The 17,999-nt window shown below is 42.9% G+C and carries 17 protein-coding genes and 1 pseudogene; 1 reads left to right on the forward strand and 17 read right to left on the reverse strand.

Annotation, left to right across the window (positions count from 1 at the left end):
* Positions 1-86: 86 nt before the first annotated feature.
* The 17 genes from Xsto_RS18420 to Xsto_RS18485 all read right to left on the reverse strand — a co-directional run bounded on the left by Xsto_RS18420 (position 87) and on the right by Xsto_RS18485 (position 17,305).
* Positions 87-1,172 carry a Gfo/Idh/MocA family protein gene (locus Xsto_RS18420; protein WP_169926684.1) on the reverse strand — a complete coding sequence of 362 codons (1,086 nt, stop codon included), beginning with the start codon at positions 1,170-1,172 and terminating at the stop codon, positions 87-89.
* 775 nt (positions 1,173-1,947) lie between these two features.
* Entirely contained in the window at positions 1,948-2,865 is a 918-nt protein-coding gene (locus tag Xsto_RS18425; RefSeq protein WP_099125994.1) for an integrase domain-containing protein, read from the reverse strand.
* Between the two features lie 40 nt (positions 2,866-2,905).
* Positions 2,906-3,067 carry a hypothetical protein gene (locus Xsto_RS21650; RefSeq protein WP_169926685.1) on the reverse strand — a complete coding sequence of 54 codons (162 nt, stop codon included), beginning with the start codon at positions 3,065-3,067 and terminating at the stop codon, positions 2,906-2,908.
* Positions 3,068-3,302: 235 nt separating this feature from the next.
* The gene (locus Xsto_RS21235; protein ID WP_141554537.1) at positions 3,303-3,614 is read right to left on the reverse strand and encodes a hypothetical protein; all 312 of its coding nucleotides are present in this window, start codon (positions 3,612-3,614) and stop codon (positions 3,303-3,305) included.
* Positions 3,615-3,798: 184 nt separating this feature from the next.
* Entirely contained in the window at positions 3,799-4,425 is a 627-nt protein-coding gene (locus tag Xsto_RS18430; RefSeq protein WP_099125995.1) for an alpha/beta fold hydrolase, read from the reverse strand.
* Complete coding sequence (locus tag Xsto_RS18435; protein WP_099125996.1) at positions 4,422-5,663, reverse strand: MDR family MFS transporter; 1,242 nt, start codon at positions 5,661-5,663, stop codon at positions 4,422-4,424. The genes Xsto_RS18430 and Xsto_RS18435 overlap by 4 nt, the downstream gene beginning before the upstream one ends.
* A gap of 4 nt (positions 5,664-5,667) precedes the next feature.
* Positions 5,668-6,573, reverse strand: a complete 906-nt coding sequence (locus Xsto_RS18440) for a TauD/TfdA family dioxygenase (protein WP_211284350.1) — start codon at positions 6,571-6,573, stop codon at positions 5,668-5,670.
* Positions 6,574-6,617: 44 nt separating this feature from the next.
* Positions 6,618-8,213, reverse strand: a complete 1,596-nt coding sequence (locus Xsto_RS18445; RefSeq protein WP_099125998.1) for an asparagine synthetase B family protein — start codon at positions 8,211-8,213, stop codon at positions 6,618-6,620.
* Complete coding sequence (locus Xsto_RS18450) at positions 8,213-9,691, reverse strand: ANL family adenylate-forming protein (protein ID WP_099125999.1); 1,479 nt, start codon at positions 9,689-9,691, stop codon at positions 8,213-8,215. The genes Xsto_RS18445 and Xsto_RS18450 overlap by 1 nt, the downstream gene beginning before the upstream one ends.
* Positions 9,692-9,700: 9 nt before the next feature.
* Positions 9,701-10,447, reverse strand: coding sequence for a class I SAM-dependent methyltransferase (locus tag Xsto_RS18455; protein ID WP_099126000.1), 747 nt, complete (start codon positions 10,445-10,447; stop codon positions 9,701-9,703).
* Positions 10,444-11,820 (reverse strand): 2-isopropylmalate synthase, encoded by a 1,377-nt coding sequence (locus Xsto_RS18460; protein ID WP_099126001.1) that lies wholly within the window; start codon positions 11,818-11,820, stop codon positions 10,444-10,446. Before Xsto_RS18460 ends, Xsto_RS18455 begins: the two co-directional genes overlap by 4 nt.
* On the reverse strand, positions 11,817-12,041 hold the full coding sequence (locus Xsto_RS21655; protein ID WP_169926686.1) for a hypothetical protein: 225 nt from the start codon (positions 12,039-12,041) through the stop codon (positions 11,817-11,819). The genes Xsto_RS18460 and Xsto_RS21655 overlap by 4 nt, the downstream gene beginning before the upstream one ends.
* 7 nt (positions 12,042-12,048) lie before the next feature.
* Positions 12,049-12,690: a phytanoyl-CoA dioxygenase family protein gene (locus Xsto_RS18465; protein ID WP_169926687.1), complete on the reverse strand. Its 642-nt coding sequence runs from the start codon at positions 12,688-12,690 to the stop codon at positions 12,049-12,051.
* Positions 12,687-13,295 (reverse strand): thioesterase domain-containing protein, encoded by a 609-nt coding sequence (locus tag Xsto_RS18470; RefSeq protein WP_099126002.1) that lies wholly within the window; start codon positions 13,293-13,295, stop codon positions 12,687-12,689. Before Xsto_RS18470 ends, Xsto_RS18465 begins: the two co-directional genes overlap by 4 nt.
* Complete coding sequence (locus Xsto_RS18475) at positions 13,295-14,563, reverse strand: condensation domain-containing protein (protein WP_099126003.1); 1,269 nt, start codon at positions 14,561-14,563, stop codon at positions 13,295-13,297. Before Xsto_RS18475 ends, Xsto_RS18470 begins: the two co-directional genes overlap by 1 nt.
* The gene (locus tag Xsto_RS18480) at positions 14,560-16,347 is read right to left on the reverse strand and encodes a non-ribosomal peptide synthetase (protein ID WP_099126004.1); all 1,788 of its coding nucleotides are present in this window, start codon (positions 16,345-16,347) and stop codon (positions 14,560-14,562) included. Before Xsto_RS18480 ends, Xsto_RS18475 begins: the two co-directional genes overlap by 4 nt.
* Before the next feature lie 532 nt (positions 16,348-16,879).
* On the reverse strand, positions 16,880-17,305 hold the full coding sequence (locus Xsto_RS18485) for a hypothetical protein (RefSeq protein ID WP_099126005.1): 426 nt from the start codon (positions 17,303-17,305) through the stop codon (positions 16,880-16,882).
* A gap of 558 nt (positions 17,306-17,863) precedes the next feature.
* On the opposite strand from Xsto_RS18485, the pseudogene Xsto_RS18490 reads away from it, so the two are divergent.
* Positions 17,864-17,999: pseudogene (locus tag Xsto_RS18490) on the forward strand (IS630 family transposase); the annotation flags it as partial.

The following is a 17,999-nucleotide window of genomic DNA, read 5'->3' on the forward strand; positions in this document are numbered from 1 at the left end:
TTTCATGTCACCTTACCCGAAAAAGGACAGGAATTAGCTACCCGGCTGACCGATAATTTCCAGACTTTAATTCCTGCATCTTCAAGTTAATTGCGTATAGTAAGTGGTCTAAATTTACTATTTGTCATTATTGTTTCTATTATATTAATGGATTCCAAAGATCGATTAATATCAAGCAAAGGTTCAAAATTGTAATTTAGAGAAGTAGCTAAGTCTAAGACTCCAGTAGCTTGATCAATAAAATGAGTGTCATTATATCTTCTGTCTATCTTGTGAGGATGAAGTGTTTTTTTTAAGGAAAAATATTCTGATGGACGATTTATTTGATCTTCTTTATTCTTTCTTACAATTATTTCTGAATTCGCCATCCATAAATCTTTAACTATTATTTCACCTTTATCCCCAATTATCCGAAAGCAATGCTCCTCACTTTCAACAATACTAAGCTCAACATTTGCTCTTTTACTATCAGAATACTCGAAAGTAATATTAATCCAATCTGGAGCGGGTGAATTTGTAACTTTTTTATCTGGATAAATCAAAGCAGAGCTATATCTTATGCTATCTGGCGTACCCATTAAAGCCAAAATTAGGTCAATAATGTATGGACCATGCTCAAACCCGCAACCAACTTCGAATTCATTTTTTGCCGGCCAAGATGCGCCTGAAGGACTAATCCAATCATCAAAGTTCATTTTATGAACTGGTCCCTCATGGATAGAACTCTTAATTAAAAGTATTTCTCCAATCTCGCCAGAAAACAATATTTCCATTACCTTTATCATTGGCGGGTTTAATAATAAAGAAGGGGCACTTGTTATAATACAGTTAGTTTTTTTGGCAATCTCTACCAATTTTTTTGATTCTGCCATACTCATAGTAAATGGTTTTTCACTGTATACTGAAATTCCATTACTTATAGCTTCCAGTGATACCTTGTAGTGTTGTTCTGGATTTGTCAAATTTAGCAATATGTCAAAATTTATATTTTCCAATGCATCACTTACAGAAGAATAAGAATCTAAACCATGATAGTTTGAGAAAGCTTCAAGCCTATTATTATCTCTATCGACACAACCTATAATATTTAGGCTCTCATAACTATTAAGGTTTGATACATAAAAATCTGCTGCATAACCACAGCCAACGATTAGGATGTTTATTTTTTTCACTACACCTCCATTTACAGAATAATTTACAATAAAAATTATTCTTATTTATACGGAAATTAATTCACACTAATATCTTTAAAAGATAAAAACACCATAAGGCCAGTCCATATAGTTTAATTTAATTTATTTCTCAAAGATTAAAATAATATTTTTGTCATGAACGTTATTATTTATAGTAATAAGTCACAATTACTACCCACCCATTAATATTAAAAAGCATTTTATCACATAGATAGTTAACCGATTAATTGATCAGAAATTTCATTTCCTTTGAATTAACATTATTAAATTGACAGTCACACATCTAAAACTCACCATTTTCATAGCATTTTAATTCCCTTATTTTATTATTTGAAACATTACACTCTCAAATCAAGATTAAAAACCATAAAGATTATTATTTTCACACCATTTTTATTCTTTCAATTTCGTAAATTCATATACCAATCACCATTGAATATGCTTGATTTATTATCCAAGCCGTACTCTTGTATCTTGAAATGTTCATTGGTAGAGAAGCTGTAATTGTCAATATAGTTGACTATATGAACGCATCCTGCTTGCAAGAAAAAATCATACTGACAGAGAGACTTTGTTGTTATTAATTCAAATTTTGCATCTTTTTAATCCAAACTACTTGAGTTAAAGCAATGCCGCTAACGCATTTCTGTCCAAAAGTGAGTTAGCGTAACATAGGAATAATCGCCTAAGATTCAAGATTGCTTTGCTCAATTCCAATGATCAGAGCAGCTGATCGTGTGTGCTCCAATATAACTTATTCGCCCTCAATATTCTGGTAATACACCTGCTTAATATAACGCCCTCGCCCGTCACCATGCCCTAAATCCATCGAGACCAGTGCCAGCGATTCCCGCTCGCTGAATCCTTGCGTTATATAATGCTCTCCGGATTGCTGAGCAAAATGATAACGCATACTGTGTGGCGCTTTATTACCGCTCAGTCCTGCACGTCTGACAATATAGCGGTAACGGTCGATGGCCTGCGTGATCGTCGGCTTATCAATCAGTTTACCGCCACGCCCGGTCTGCTCGCGTTCAGCATAAGCAATCGCGTGTTGCAGGGCTTCCCGATCCAGTATGACCGTCTGCCGGGGGCGTCCCCCTTTAGTACCGAACACCACCCGCACAGACGTATGCCCGTTTTCCAGTGCTTTCTTCCAGGTCGCTAACGATTTGTAGGCTTCCACCGCTTCTTTGGTGCGCAGCCCCAGCACATACGCCAGTTGCATAACAGCCGCGACACGCCGGTCTTTTTGTTCCACCTGCTGAAAAATATCCCGGAACGCAGCCGGTGCCAGCGCTATTTTCGTTCCCTTGCGGCTGGTATCAGCGATACCCAATGCCCGGTTACTCAGGCGGGCATTATCGGGATCAGCCAGCTTATGCTTGCCAGCGTGCGCTAAAATGGCTCGCAGCACCGACATTTCATTTTGCAGTGTCCGATAACTGAGATTGTTGGCTTTGCGTTCAGCAATGTAACGCTCAATATATTTCACCTTCAGACTGTCCATTTGCCGGAGTTTGATGCCATTGGTTTTCAAATAATCAAGGAACTGCCGGGCCATACGCTCTCGATCTGCTACGGTGACAAAACTTCCGCCCGCCTGTCGGGCATGCGTGATAAAAACTTTTCTGAACAGCTCAACCTTTGAACGTGTCGATCCCTGCGCCATTCTCGCCTCTTCTGCTACTTTGCGTTTGTTTTATTCATTTTTAGTCGTTTTTAAAACAATTCCCTGCGTGTCGGTTCAGGTTCACCGTTCCGTGGTGCGTCAGACAATGTGTAGCAGGGCGGGATTGTGTTGAGTTATTGCAGGAGCTCACGACGTGCTCAGCACAGCGATGACATGCTCCCCGTTCAGTGCCTGATCTCATCAGGATGAACGCCTCATTATCTTGACGTGATTCATTTTTCCTTAATTTTTACTGCATCAGCCTGCAATCAGGCAGTGGGTTGAAAATCCGATAGGACAATCGTTTAACAGGGTGGTTAATAGTCTGTTTTACGTGGTTTCACTGAGTAATGCGGGATTCAAATCGGTCGTAAAGCCAGACTGGATGGGCTCTGGACGTTTGACGCTTTGCGGCGTCACTTGGTAATCGCTACGCTTCAACACAAGTGACGCCGCGCAATATTCGGGACGCTGATCGTGATGAACTGAAAAAGCAGATGAATGTTGTACCGGTGAAAACGGTCTCGTTTGACGTAAGACAGAGCCTGTTTTGCTCTATTGTGTGAGTAGCCGGTGATGAGTAACACCGGGAAACTTTCATCATCAGACGGAGGGTTAGGTATCCAATGATATCTGCTTCCAAAAGTGCGCAGATGTACCGCATGGTATGCACTCCCTTGCAGGCTACGGGAGTTTTGACTTCGCCGCTTCACGCTGATCCTTGCAGGCTGGAGATCATGTAGTAACAAGTTAATACCTTATCGATTGGATCGAATTGGGTCAAATTTTTGTTTAACAACGCTAAGTGAAAAAATCTCCGTGCTATTTGATGCCATTACAAACAGGGAAATTATTGTTTATATTTCATATCACTATAAATTTTAATTTGAGCCTGTTCATTGAGAATTATTGCACTCTGATGCTTACTCTTTTTTATCTGTCGTTCAGCCAGTTGCCCTCAGTTAAAGGAGACATATGCCCTCCCATCCAATTAATGAGTCGTGCGTTTAGTCGGCGGGCAAAAGTACGTTGTAGTAACGGAGGTGTCAGCAAGTCTTGTTGTGTAATTACGTAGCTGATTGGACAAGACAAATTGGTTATATGGGATGGTGGCGGGTCAAGTAATAACTGGGCTGGCTCACTTTGTGCCAAAGGTACCCGCTGACCTAAAAGGGCGAGGAAGCGCTCAGGACTATGCAAGTGGATGCGACCACTACTCATATCCAGCCTGCAAATGTCTGACAACGCTGCTTGTCCACTTTCTTGATAGCTTTCAAATGCATTTCCACCTTGGCTGGTGAGCGCATTCAATAACCACAAATGGCTGACTTTTTCCCCTAACCTTGCCGCTAGGCACTGTGCCAGATATCCTCCGAAACTGTGACCAATAATTTCTATTGGTCTACTGAAGGCTGAAGCAAGCATTTCAGCTTTAGCCAGCCAATACTGGAGATCACACTCTGATTGGTCTCTGAGATCATCGACATCTTCCCCAATCAAATTTGGAGGCCAAACATTGCGACGTAAAAAGAAACCTGAAATCAAAATACGTGCTGTCATGGGGTAATTGCCTCATTTTGGGCCCGTTTCATCATGTTTGCCGTGTTCTGTAGCACCATCGTAAATAAGCAAAGTCCGGTCAGACTAAGAAAAAGTATCCGATGATTGCTAAGATCCAACATCAAACCACCATACAGTGGCGCAAGGGCACTGCCCAGCAGGTAGAGGTTGGCCGCACCAAAATAGCTTCCACGCAACGTACTTGGGGTTATCTGATCCACTTCCACACTGAAGGTAGGGAACACGACTAACTCCCCCAAACTCAGAACAATAGTTGCTACAGCAAGCATATAAAATTGCGTAACAGGAACAAAAGCGAATAACAGTTGTGCCAACAACATCAGCAGGAGTCCAATCATTAGTCTGATGCCTGTCGAATAACGCTGTAACAAATGTAATAAGGGGAATTGAGCAATAATGATAGTCAGTGCATTAATCGCAATCAGAGTAGCAATCAACGACATCACATGTGGGACATGGCTGCGCGTCAGATACTGTACCAAAGTGGAATCAAAGCTGGCATAAACTAAGGCGGCCAGCATATTACAAAACATCAGCAGAGCAAAAAGGCGATGGCGGATCATCTGTCCACAGGCGGTAAAAAACGAAAAAAAAGTCGCTTGGTTCTGTTTAAGTGTGGTACTCCGATAGGCAACATAATGCAGCAAGCGCCACAGCAGCAAACCATAAATAAAATAGATTGTAGCCGTAATTAAAAAGGTTAAGCCTTGTTCAGCAACGCCTAAAGTCACGCCAAACAACGGACCTATCGCAGCACCGGCATTAATGGCATAGTAACGGCAATAGAGTGCCAACTCACGTGAAGCTTTATCAATGACCTGATCGCCAATTAACGCTTTGCAACTGGATTCAAGTAGGGCACAACCAATACTAACACCGGTAATACCTATGCCGTACAGCGCGGGACTATGACCATGGCTTAACAGGACAAAAGCCAATGCACTTAATGTGGTTCCACAAAGAATAAGACGCTTGCGACCAAAACGGTCTGATAACCAGCCGGTATAGACGCCGCTGATTGCACCCAAAATGATAGCGGTGGAGAGTAAGGCACCAATGGCAGTCGCAGAACAGTTGAACTGGCGATACAGTATCACCGCCAAAAAAGGCCAGACCATAAAATAGGCACCACGCGTTAGCAGAGTACCTACCAACATCACATGAATTTCTATCGGGAGAGTACGAAAACGCATCAGGGAAAAAATATTCTTCTGCATCGGGTTACCTTGTTTTTTCAGGTAAAACTCCCCCCCGTAAAGTTCCTGCATCTACGTTGTGAAACAAAGGCAAAAAACTTATAGGTAATGGGCGAGTAAACTCACTGCTAAGCCAGCAGCGTAGCAAGCAACGTTCATGTTTCTTATCATTCTCAAAACAAGTGCGCGCATGTAATGTGATATGGTTATTGAGTATTACCAGCATTCCCTTACTGAAATTAAGTTCAGCGTAATGATTAGGCTGTTCAATAATGATATCGATATCTGCCAGCATTTGGTTGATCTCTTGTGTCTGTTCTATACCGTGACGAACGACTGAGTCGTTAAATTTACGTATGTAACGTAGAACGAATTGATAGTGGTTTTCACTTAGGAGTGGTAAAGCAATCCAAGGTTGTCCACCTTCGTCACGCAAGTCATGAGGGATCGGTTTATTCAGTTGAGAAAGCCAGGAAGGTTGACGTTGTTCGGCTTGTGACACGACATCGGCAGAGGAACGGATGCGAAAAGTGCCTCCGCGAGCGGCAGGACTCCAGCAGCTCAGTACAGTGAGATCTGCTCTGTCAGAATGAAAAGCGAGTTCTTGGTTAGTCAAGTGCCCACGCTGTGGCATACCATGATTATCGCGTACTCCATGATCTCGAACTTCTTTTAAATAGTGGCCTTGCTTGTTAATTGATACTGGCATACCAAACCAGAAACAAAACTTACTAAATAGTGCCCGGAATGGTACCGTCTGAAGATATTTGAGAGTCGGGGAATCATGCACTAATACGCCACTTCCCAGTTCGAGTTCACGATGCAAATCATGCCGAAGTGTTTCGTCACGCTTACCGGGCTGATAACCATCAGCCATTGCTCTGAGCAGAACTTCCAGCGACTGACTAAAACGTGCTGAACGTTCAAACACAGTATTTCCTCTCCAGGCAATCGGCCGCGAGTAGGAAGAAAAACTCATAAATTCACCTCATATTCTTGTTGCCAAAGAGAAAGCGTCGTTAGGGTAAAAAGCTGAGCATTATCCATCGCTTCTATATATGCAGGTGCCAAATTTACCAGACCCAGGTCGCGTAATGTCTCGCAGTTTTCCAACAGATGGTGACGCATTTCCTGCACTGCTTTCGGCCAGTAGGAAAAAGGTAAACGAAAGTGCTGCTTAGGTTTCCATTGCCAATTCGGTAGCCGTTGCTGGAGTAAATTACACAGTGGGATTTTAGTTATACCCTCTGCGAGGCGTGTAGAACGACTTGCGAGCATGCCGAGTCCCGCATGTAAATAAGGTGTTCGTGCTTCAATTGCGCGTGACATCAGGAGATGATCTGCCCGACGCAGCAGAGGCTCCAAAGAGTAATGCAGATCAAAATAGTCAATAGCCGCCTCATACCCTTTCCTCAGAGCTGAACTAGCAAGCGCTTCAATCTGCTCATTCAATTCGGAAGCAACTTGGGAGGAAAGCAACTTTGCTTTATTTTGATAGTCGCCAAACCAGATACGTGCAAAGCTGACGGCATCGTGACCTGTTGATGGTTGTAGATCAAGGTAGCGCGGATAACCCCAGAATAATTCATCAGCCCCCTCGCCTAACAGTACACAGTGATACCCGGCATCCCCGACAGCATCCGCCAACTGTTGATACATCAACAAACTGGACATACGGGTTGCAGCACCAAAGTTTTTTACTGCCTTTCGCAAAACAGACATAAAAGCTGTTTGTTCCAGAGAAATCCAATGTAAATTGGATTTCGAACACACTGTTTCCTCTGCATTTTCTAAGGCCAGCGTGAATTTTGCCATATCAGGCTCCACCCAGGTATTAAGCAAGGTTGAATCCATCCCTCCGCTGAGTAACAGTGCAGTTGGACGAAATGTCGCTTTGCAACGGTTGATAGCCTCGCCCAAAGTCTCCTCAATTGAAGTGGATGTTGGTTCAGTTTGAGGAGGGAAATGCTGACGCTGCACCAACAGTGCTTTTCCGTCACCAAGCCTAAATCTTAGTTGCTCGCCCGGGGCTACAAGACGTATACCGGAAAACAAACTCTCGCCTTCTAACGTAACTCCGGTTGCAACAATCTGAGCTATCGCGGCAATGTTAGGTGTACGGTTGCCCAACAAAGTCAGTAACGGCATAAGTTCAGATGAAAATATCAGTCTCCCACGATCGGCCTGATAGAAATAGTAGAGGGGTTTAATACCATAACTGTCACGCTGTAGTATCAATGAAGCACTATGTGGCTGCCATAATGCCAGCGCAAACATGCCATCGGGTAATTCTCCTTTTTCTATTCCCTCATAAAGTAAGCGAACTTCATCTATGATTTCCGCATTTGGGGAATAAACCTCACCATTGTATGCGGCAAAGTTTTCCCTAAACCTCACGGGTATCGGCAGTGATGTTGCACCGGACATTGGCAGACGAGTCATACCTAATGCACCAGCAGGCAAGTCAATATACCCTTCGCCATAAGGCCCCCTGTGATGAAGCCCCTGAAGTGCCTGACGAAACTGTGTACCGTCAAAGCCCGGCCCGATATCACCCAAAATACCGCACATTATGATGCTCTCCGGGTTATAAGCTTGGTAATAGCATGGCGGTCATGTTTACCCGCACCATTGAGTGGCAGTTTTTCACTGAGACAAAAAACAGAGCGCGGGGCACGGGATATGCCTAAATGCTGTTGTAACCAAGTCAGCAGAATACCCTCTTGTCCAAGTTCTCCTTGAATAACCGCAATATAATCCTCGCCATAAATATCGCAGGGCACTTTCAGGCAACAGACATCTGTCACATCACTACGGGTATTCAATAACTGTTCACATTCATTAAGATGGAACAGGTTGCCCCCTTTATTTACCGTTCCATCCACTCGGCCCAGCACATAAAATCCGCCCTGCTCATCAAAATAAGCAATATCTTGGGTATCCAGCCAGCCGTCATGTACCACTTGTGCAGTGAGTTCTGGTTGATTGACATATCCAGAGAACAGACTGGGTGTTTTCACCCACAATCGTCCACGATGGCCGGGAGTAGTTATTTCGTTACCTTGCTCATCGGTCAAACGTAGCATCACACCAACAGCAGGGCCTACCGTGTTGTCAAACAACTTGCCATTCAGGCGGCCAAATAAAAAGGCAAAGCCGCACTCACTCAATCCATAAATATTGGCTAACGGGGCAAAGTTACGCTGAAATTCCGTCTGTAGAGCTGCATCCAGACGTGCTGAACCCGACACGCACAGTAAACGGGATAGGGAAATGGGAACTGTCAGCGGAATCCCTTCTTTAACCATAAAATTGACAATAGGCGGAACCATATAGAGAAAGCTGATATTAAATTGTTTTACCCGCTGCCAAAATTGTACACAGTCAGACCAGCAATGTTGCGGCAGTAGCACTACACTACCACCATACAGCAGAGGAAACAGAAAATTGATGCCTAAAATACCTAATCCGCTTACCCGATAAAAACAACCAGCACGTGTATGTTCCCCTATCTTTAGACAGCACTGACCAATAGCATAAGCGTTCACCATTGCCTGTTGACTGAGGACAATGCCTTTCGGTTTACCTGTGGTTCCCGAAGTAAAAATAATCATTCTGCTGTTTGTAGCTGCGTGCTCGTTAAAAACCTCAGAACAACCAGATGAAAAATCAGGAATAAATTGCAATATGGCAAATTCATCCTGAATAGGAGCTGCACTCACTAATATCTGTAACGCCATTACATCAATAATGGCCTGCTTTGCTGTAATACCCCATTCAGAATCGATTAAGATCACATTTTTCCCTGAACGAATAACGCCATAAATCATACACAGGCAGTGATAGCTGTTATCCAGTATTATTCCGATGCCCTCACCGGGTAATTCTGCAAACTGCCAGGCCAGAGCATCAACAAGCCTATTGGTTTCTTTCCATCGATACTCAATGGCTGATTCGGGCTTTAGGGCATCAATTAACAGGAGTTGCTGTGGCGAGCTAAAGGCTTTTTCACGAAGTGTAGCGTCCAGAGTGATGGGCAGGTGTTCCATCTGTCTCTCCTAGCGATTTACCGCAGTAAAGGCGTGAATGTCGAAATTAACAGCAATCGGAGCGGAGCCGCCAATCATCATGACACTTTTCATAAATTCATGAACGTAAGCCGTTCCTCCTTCCTGCTCAACATAGCGAGTCACGTAGCTGGTAGACAAAAAAAACAATGCGATTTCTTCCGCGGAGAGGAAAATAATGTTGGCAAATACCTCGCGTTGTGCGTAATGCAAATGTGGACACTCACGTATCAATTCAAGAGTGTTATCGTATTGTGTCAGACGGGGATCTCGGTGCTTTGCCCAGCGTGTCACTAACTCTGTTTCGATATAATCTCGCAGAGGCCCATAAACCAGCGGAAAGTCATATTTATAGGCACAAAATAGCCCGTCGGGTTTTAACCAATTTTTCAGATTGATTAACACCTTTTTACGATCCATCCAGTAAAATGAAGTCGCACTGGTAATCAGGTCATAATTGCGGGGTGGAGAAAAAGTTTCTGCCGGAGAGACGTTAAATGTTATATCAGGATAGTTATACTGCGCCCGTTCAATGAGGGCATCACCAAGATCACACCCTTGCACATGGGCAAAATACGCTTTCAACCGAATGGTAGAAACCCCATTACCACAACCAATATCCAGCGCAGCTTCATGTGAAGGTGAGCGGATAGACAGCGAATGATACAATCCATCCGGATAAGTTATCTTCCCTCTCACAATATCGTAAGATTTGGCATTTTTATTAAATTGTTTCATTGAGTTATCTCCAGCAAACTTTCGTGGTAATCGCCTTTGTGAACAAAGTTAATATAAGTGCCACAACCGCGAATAAACCGATAGGAGTGAGCCACACCCGCCGGGATAAAAATACTGGCTGGGCTGTGTACATGGCGAATATCTCCCCCAAGATCGACTTCGACCTCCAGGCCGACATAATCCTTTCCGTCCCCCAGAAATAGGAATAAGGAGTCACAATTATGGATATGGCTGTCAACATGGCCGACTTCTGCAGACTCATCAGCGCCCACCATAGAAAATTGACGGGCAATAAAGTAGTAAGGGGAGCCATTCACCAATCGTTTATCCAACATCACAAAGCGTTTTCCAGGGCCGTGGCGGTGATATTTCAGCTCTGATGAAGATTTTTCAAACGGCGTCAGGAACAAATCCTGTTCTTGTAAAGGAGTAAATCGCTCCAGAGATATGTCTCCTTTAATGAGTTTTGGTTCAAAAATGCTGTAGGCTGCACTGTCTTTCTGCATGGCAAGTTGGTGCAGGCGGGCAACATGTACAAAAGCATTTTTACCTACCACTGGTTGCATTGGAGACATTGGGATACGGCTATAGGCTTCCACCAATTCAGAAAGCGCCAAAATCCGGGATATATCAAAACGATTCTGATCAAAACGTGTAGTAAGCAGCGTGATTAACTGAAAAGTATCGGTGATACCTGTACGTTCACCGATACCATTACAACTCGTAGAAACCCACGTAACTCCCGCTTCAATCGCTTTTAACGTGTTAGCCAATGCTAATCCTCGATCGTTATGAACATGATATTCAAATACAACATCAGGAAACTCATGGTGTAATAGTGATAACACATCAAAAGTTTCATCAGGCAGTAGAATACCGACACTGTCAGCAAAACAGATACGATCAGCACCTGCTTCACGGGCAGTCATAATCATGCTCACCAGATCAGGAACTGCCGTTCGTCCAGCATCCTCAATGGTTGCCCTTACTAACAACCCTTGTTCTCGAGCATAACGGATAGAAGAGCCAAACATCGTGAGCAATTCTTCATGACTCTTACCTTTGAACTTTGTTGCCATTGAAATTTCATTAATCGAGGCGAACAAACCTACCCAGTGAGCCCCCGTCTGTAACACCGCATCGATATCTTCCGTGCGGGCTCTGGCGTGCGCTAACACCGGCACAGGTGAGGCAGCAACCACCCCCCGGACACGTTCAGCTTCTTCCGACGAAATAAAAGGATGTCCACACTCAACCGTATCTACCCCTAATGCCGATATCTCTCGGGAAAGCAATGCCGATTGTTCCGCAGTAAAACAACACTGGCGGGTTTGCATTCCTTCCCTTAAAGTACAATCGATGATTCGTATCATGTGGGATGCTCCATACTTCTGACCAAGGTTTCAAAACAAGGAGCAGCCTGAAATTCCATAATCTTGGGAGCATGTTTAAATTGGCGGGCGAAACGTGCCAGAAAAGTGACCATTTTCATCGAATGGTTTAACAACTCTTCAAGGGATTCATCAATATTGACTTCTGAAATATTTCTATCAGGGAAAATAATTTTTAAGTTATCGATTACCCATACTTTCATACTTACCTCACATTATTTTTTGATATTCAGTCTCTTCAACAAACACTATCGGCATGCCTACGCGCAATTGGCCACTGGTATTCATATAGCTGCCATGTGGAGTTTTTGCCGGCCATACCAGAATGTCTCCTGCATTAAGAGATGCATCCTTTAGTTCTTCCTGAGAAATCTTGTTTTTTTCGAGGTCGATGCACTTAAACATGGGATAATTTAGGTCGAACTCGTGCGGATAAACCACTTCAGTATTAGGGTGATAAAACATACCTCCGTTCTCTTTGAAAGCTGGGGTTAGTGCCACCCAGAATGTCCAGGCGGTATGAAAGGATTTTTCCCACAATGCAATATCCTGATGCAGAGGAATAAACGACTCATCGGCATGACGTTTGATAAAAGCTGCATGCCGTAATAAGCGGGGACGGTTTAGATATTGACTCACAATCTGTATCAGCCCGGAATCATCGCACCATGTTTGCCAGAACAGCGGATCAACATGAAAGATGTTACGAATTTTCTTTGCATAACGCCGTTTGTCATCGTCAATATCGAACTCTGGCTCTAGCATTGCAGATGGCGAGTCGGATTGTATTAAGACCCACTCCAGCGCCTGTTTCTGAAAAATAGGTGAAATCGCCTGCTTATGAAATATCATGGAAAGGACACCTTTTTGATCAGCTGAGTAAGGTAAGAAATCACACCACGCTCTTTCAGCACTTCGTGGTGGCGTGTCGGTGTGTCAAATTGATGGATATGATCGATAAACAAATGCCAGTCGATACCTGCGTTGCTCTCATTTCGAGTGCAACGTATCCACCAGGCTTGTTGTAGAGCTGGCTTTGGTTGCCATTGGCTAAATAGGCGAATATTATTCAGAATGATTGGCTGACGTACTTCATTCAGCTCTTGCATCAAGAAGACCCAATCCTGAATATCGGTTGTCACCCAGCGCTGATACTGTTCATTGACGGGAGTTTTACGTAGAACGGGTGAAGGTAAGTGACTGTCCACCATGACTAAACGGGCTTTAGAGAAAACGCGTTGACAGAGTTCGTACCCCAGAGCACCGCCAAACGAGTAGCCGATGATCCAAGTTGGTTTATGTTGTAGCTTATCAGCGATAAGATCCGCCAGTTCAGGGAGCTCTTCTTTCATAACCAGGGTATGATAGTTGACGCACTCTACCTGCTCCGACAGATGAGAAAGCAGCGTCTGAAAGCAGCTAGGGTGTCCGACGAAGTCAGGAAGCAGAAGTATCATCAGGACACCTCCTCTATCAAGGTGCTATATAACACGCGGCTAAATGCCTCTCCCCAACGGGTCGTCAACTTAGCATGCCAGACTCCCGATGATCCCTGATTGAGGGTTAAGGTAATAGGTTTCCTGCTACGAAATTCAGGGTGATGCTGAAATCCTTCCGTTTCTATTGATGTCCCGATGAAATTGATCATCACGATAGCATCACGATAATCCAGTCCAGACAGAGCTGTAATCTCCTCCTGAGGCAGCAGTGCATGCTCCAGCCACAACAGACGTAGCCTGTTAAACTCCGTTGCCTCATAGTGAGCATCCAGTAATACTGGCAACAGGTTGACATAACAGCCGCTGCTCACGTTGTGCTCCATACGGCGCAACGTTACTGGAGCTACTGCCAGTTGTGGGCCATTTATATTCAGTTTGGCCAATGCCCGCGAAAGTAACAGAGTCACATGGGTAAATATTTGTGGCTCATCAGGCAATGTGAAGCTCTGTGTTTTCTCAGATAACAATTCTCGGGATGGAGGCGGGGCTAATGTACTGAAAAGTGTTTTTTGATCGCTCCAGAAGGCTTGCAACCGTTTCCGGTGTACAACGAGTTGTTGCTCGAGCATCCAAATTTGCTGAATAAAATTCAGATCTGGCTCAGGCCACATTGCTGTCTTCAACCAAGTCTGCACATGAAAAAGCAATTTCTGAACAAAGTCCGCATCTGCAATCAAGTGATGCAGCCATATTCCCCAACGCAGTTCCTTACCACAATGGGCGCATACTATCCTCAGCATTCCTCTTTCAAATACAGAATGAGGGTGCTGTAGTTGTTCGCGGATAAAAGCCTGAACATCAGAATACTGTACTGATCCTTTATATTCAGGTTCACCATTATATGGTGAGGTAAAAAGCCGTAACGTTAACCCGCTATCCCCCCACTCTACTGCGCTATTGAGAAGTGGGAAGGTTCTGTATAGACCTTCGAGTAAACTTTTTAGTCGGGATGGTTCTGGGGAGATAGAGTCTGGTGCCAGATAGAATAATCCAAACTGTGAACAGTCACTGGAAATCATCTCACTCAACACTATTGCATTAAGCCAGCAAGGAAGTGGGAGAACGCTGGAGTTATTCTCAGAGTTAATAATTCGCTCTTTTTCTTGATGTAGCCAGGAACGTTCCTCCTTATCTAGAGATTGCCACTGACCATAAATAATCAACTGACGCCCAAATGGCAGGCAATAAATTTGGCGCAGGGACAACTGCTCAAAGACGGTATTCATAGCACCAGAACCCCCTCAGGAATAGGATCCTGTAATGTATTGACATCAATACCTTTGCTGGTTAGCAGGGAAGCAAAATCCGCAAGAGTAGCATGCTGATAAAGTTCCTGTAGGGAAAACGTCACTTCAGAATAATGTTGATGACAAGTAGCCAGCAAACGCAAAGCGTGTAATGAATTACCGCCTGACTCAAAGAAATGGTGTTCGAGAGAGGTGACTGGATAACCCAGCAATTGTGACCACCAGTTGGCACAATCCGCTTCCTGCTGACTCATTTTCGTGGCGGAAGGCTGTGATTGCCCGGCTTGCCACTGAGAAAAAAGCGCTTGACGATCCACTTTACCATGCCGGGTCAAAGGCAGTGAGCGGACACAGAGCCAAAAAGTTGGACGTTCCCAGGAAGGAAATTGCAGCATAGCTTGACGAGCTTGACGATCATCTTTTGCTTGTAGTACAGCTACTAAACATTTACTGCCCTGATATTGTTGTACTAATAGTATACAATCCTCTACTTCCGGGATATTACGTAGTCTGCTCTCTATTTCACTTAAATTAATACGATAGCCATTTATTTTTATTTGACTGTCCACACGACCAATAAAGTGTAGATTTCCCTCTTCGTCATAACATGCCAGATCACCTGTACGATAAGCCCGTTGGGATATTCCTTGCCAGTTGATAGTGACAAAGGCTTGTGCTGTGCGTTCCGGATCGCCGAGATAACCCAAAGCCAGCCCCTCCCCAAAAGCATATATTTCACCACTTAGTCCAGGGTCAATAATTTGTTTGCCCTGCAAATCGTAAAGCAAGACCTGAGTACCGGTGATTGCCTGTCCAATGGGAATATCATCTCCCAACAAATCTTCCGCTTTAATTATGTGACAACAGGTAAAAGTCGTATTTTCGGTTGGGCCATAACCATTTACAAAACAGATTTCCGGATGAGCAACAAAGGCTTTACGTACATGAGAAACTGACAAAATATCTCCACCAGTCAGTACGGTATGTAATCCATTCAAACACTGGACATCTGTATCCACGAGGACATTGAAAAGTGGTGCTGTTAGCCACAGAGTGTTGACACCATAACGGTGAATAGCTCTTTGTAAAATCTGTGGGGTGAGCATTTCTTCTTGATGGATGATACAGCAGCCACCATTGAGCAACGGCCCCCAGATTTCCAGAGTGGAGGCATCGAAAGATAAAGGGGAGTGAAATAGAAATACCGGACGAACATGAAAGTCGAGAAATGTTTGTTGCTGACAAAGACGGACAATACCTGCGTGAGTGCAAGCAATCGCTTTTGGTTCACCCGTACTACCGGATGAAAAATTAACATAAGCGACCTGATTAGCGCTGATCTCGGGTAAGATAGCAGAAATAGGGAAACTCTTGTTCTTTACAAAAAGTAGGGTAATACCTTCAGGAATATTTTCAGGGTAGTTATCTGAAGAATAGAACATGACATTACAATCCAGCCGACTAAGCTGCTGTTCAAGCCAAATTTTTGGTTGAGTTAAATCAGCATAAACATAGTAATTCCCGGAAAGTACAATTGCTAATAAAGCGACAACAGTTCTGACATTATGAGGACCTGCGACAGCAATACATTTATTTTTTTCTGGTAGAATGTCAGAAAGATGCACGCAGAGCTGACTTGCCACAGTATATAGCTCCAAATAGTTTAAAGATTCTGTTTCGTCAATAACTGCCAAATAATTCCCATAAAGGCTGACAATATGAGACACCACATAACCTATTGTTTTATAATTAAACTCATCCATTTCTCTGTAATATATTCCGAGTTTTCAAGTGGGTGGAAAAAATATTAAATAATAAAATCAATAGAGATAATACATCCAATAACTGAATTTTAATTAAATAATGCTTAAATAGATGTTAATGCCTCCCGTCTTTCCTATTATGGCAATTTATTTAATTGATTTTTATGAAAATACAAAAAATACATATTAGAGCATTATGATAATATATTATAACTTTGATCGACTAGCTTCCATAACCACTATATCACCAGTAGAAATGCATTGGAGTTACCTCTGTGAAATTCCAAATAACATTTATTCATTTGTTTATTAAATAGCTATTCAAAATGATAGGAGTATTCTTTACCCCGCGTGCCACGCGGGGTAAAGAATACCGCATGCTGATACTCTCACTATTATGAAAAGGTATATAATACCTTCTATGAAAATATCATTTCATTTACAATTCCCCATTGTCATGGGCTCAACCCCCTCTTACATAAAGAATAAAGTGTACTCTGAAAATTCAATCCCAAAGTGCGACGCTATTTTCTTATTCTTCTATTTCCAAAGGTATTTTACATTTAATTCCGGTTAATTCTGACAAATCCACATCGTCTCCTGTCGTGTGAAAGATTTCTTTACGCCTTCGATTAAACAGGTGCTGGCAATGCACACACATGTCATTAACATTATTCGGATTTCTAATCGCTTTTAATGTTCTGACCGCATATTTACCGCACTGACATCTGACGACATAGATGGAATTATTTTTCCCACCACTCCGCTGAGACCAAGGGCGAACACCCAACACGGTAAAAAAACCATATTCATAGCCTTGAACCTGTCTCAGTATGTTGATTAAATTAGGCTCCCTTTTACTTAAACGTAAATCATACGTTGTTCTGTAAGGGATAAAATAGTCAGTGTCTTTTTTATTCTTTCTGCTCTTACCCTTTTCATTGGCATCGTTCGTCACTTTTTTCAATCCATTTCTCAGCTCATTAAATGCATTCTAATTTAACTATTTTCATTATTAATTCAATAACGAAATAACTAACCTTAACATTTAAGTAAAATCAACAAAATAGACTTTCCAATTGTAAACAATAATAAAAATACATATTCCAAGAAATATTCAGCATATAGACACAGCAGGTAAGATTTATGATTAACGGTTTTTACACATTATTTTTTGCGTAAAAATAAGCAGCGAAGCCTCAAGGGTTGCAACCCTTGAGGCTTCTATATTAAATATCGTCTACTACCCTAAAGAGGATATCGATATAACATGGAAGTATATCACTTTATATATATGCCATATTGACTGAAATAACATTCAATAACTTATAGTTTTGTGATGCAGGTCATAAACGCTGTGTGAATTATGTGCACATAAGGACCGAATTCAACAGTGAATGAATTAAAACATTAATGCGTCAACATAACTTATTTAAATTATCGAAATAATTACCAATATACCCATCGTCATTGAAGATGCTTGATTTTTCATTCCTATCAGATCAAAATCGCGCCCATGAAAATTACCCTGACAGATGCCCAAAAAGAAGCGCTTGAATTGATGCACGATACGACTCGTGATGGGCGCGTCCGTGACCGTATCAAAGCCGTGCTTTTAGCTTCAGAAGGCTGGACTGCTCAAATGATTGCTC

The sequence above is a fragment of the Xenorhabdus stockiae genome (genome assembly GCF_002632825.1).
Classification (GTDB): domain Bacteria; phylum Pseudomonadota; class Gammaproteobacteria; order Enterobacterales; family Enterobacteriaceae; genus Xenorhabdus; species Xenorhabdus stockiae.

Excerpts from the sequence above, each read along its gene's own strand:
- Xsto_RS18425 (WP_099125994.1), bottom strand. The coding sequence starts at position 2,865 with ATGGCGCAGGGATCGACACGTTCAAAGGTTGAGCTGTTCAGAAAAGTT.
- Xsto_RS21650 (WP_169926685.1), bottom strand. The coding sequence starts at position 3,067 with ATGAGATCAGGCACTGAACGGGGAGCATGTCATCGCTGTGCTGAGCAC.
- Xsto_RS18430 (WP_099125995.1), bottom strand. The coding sequence starts at position 4,425 with ATGACAGCACGTATTTTGATTTCAGGTTTCTTTTTACGTCGCAATGTT.
- Xsto_RS18435 (WP_099125996.1), bottom strand. The coding sequence starts at position 5,663 with ATGCAGAAGAATATTTTTTCCCTGATGCGTTTTCGTACTCTCCCGATA.
- Xsto_RS18445 (WP_099125998.1), bottom strand. The coding sequence starts at position 8,213 with ATGTGCGGTATTTTGGGTGATATCGGGCCGGGCTTTGACGGTACACAG.
- Xsto_RS18450 (WP_099125999.1), bottom strand. The coding sequence starts at position 9,691 with ATGGAACACCTGCCCATCACTCTGGACGCTACACTTCGTGAAAAAGCC.
- Xsto_RS18455 (WP_099126000.1), bottom strand. The coding sequence starts at position 10,447 with ATGAAACAATTTAATAAAAATGCCAAATCTTACGATATTGTGAGAGGG.
- Xsto_RS18460 (WP_099126001.1), bottom strand. The coding sequence starts at position 11,820 with ATGATACGAATCATCGATTGTACTTTAAGGGAAGGAATGCAAACCCGC.
- Xsto_RS21655 (WP_169926686.1), bottom strand. The coding sequence starts at position 12,041 with ATGAAAGTATGGGTAATCGATAACTTAAAAATTATTTTCCCTGATAGA.
- Xsto_RS18465 (WP_169926687.1), bottom strand. The coding sequence starts at position 12,690 with ATGATATTTCATAAGCAGGCGATTTCACCTATTTTTCAGAAACAGGCG.
- Xsto_RS18470 (WP_099126002.1), bottom strand. The coding sequence starts at position 13,295 with ATGATACTTCTGCTTCCTGACTTCGTCGGACACCCTAGCTGCTTTCAG.
- Xsto_RS18475 (WP_099126003.1), bottom strand. The coding sequence starts at position 14,563 with ATGAATACCGTCTTTGAGCAGTTGTCCCTGCGCCAAATTTATTGCCTG.
- Xsto_RS18480 (WP_099126004.1), bottom strand. The coding sequence starts at position 16,347 with ATGGATGAGTTTAATTATAAAACAATAGGTTATGTGGTGTCTCATATT.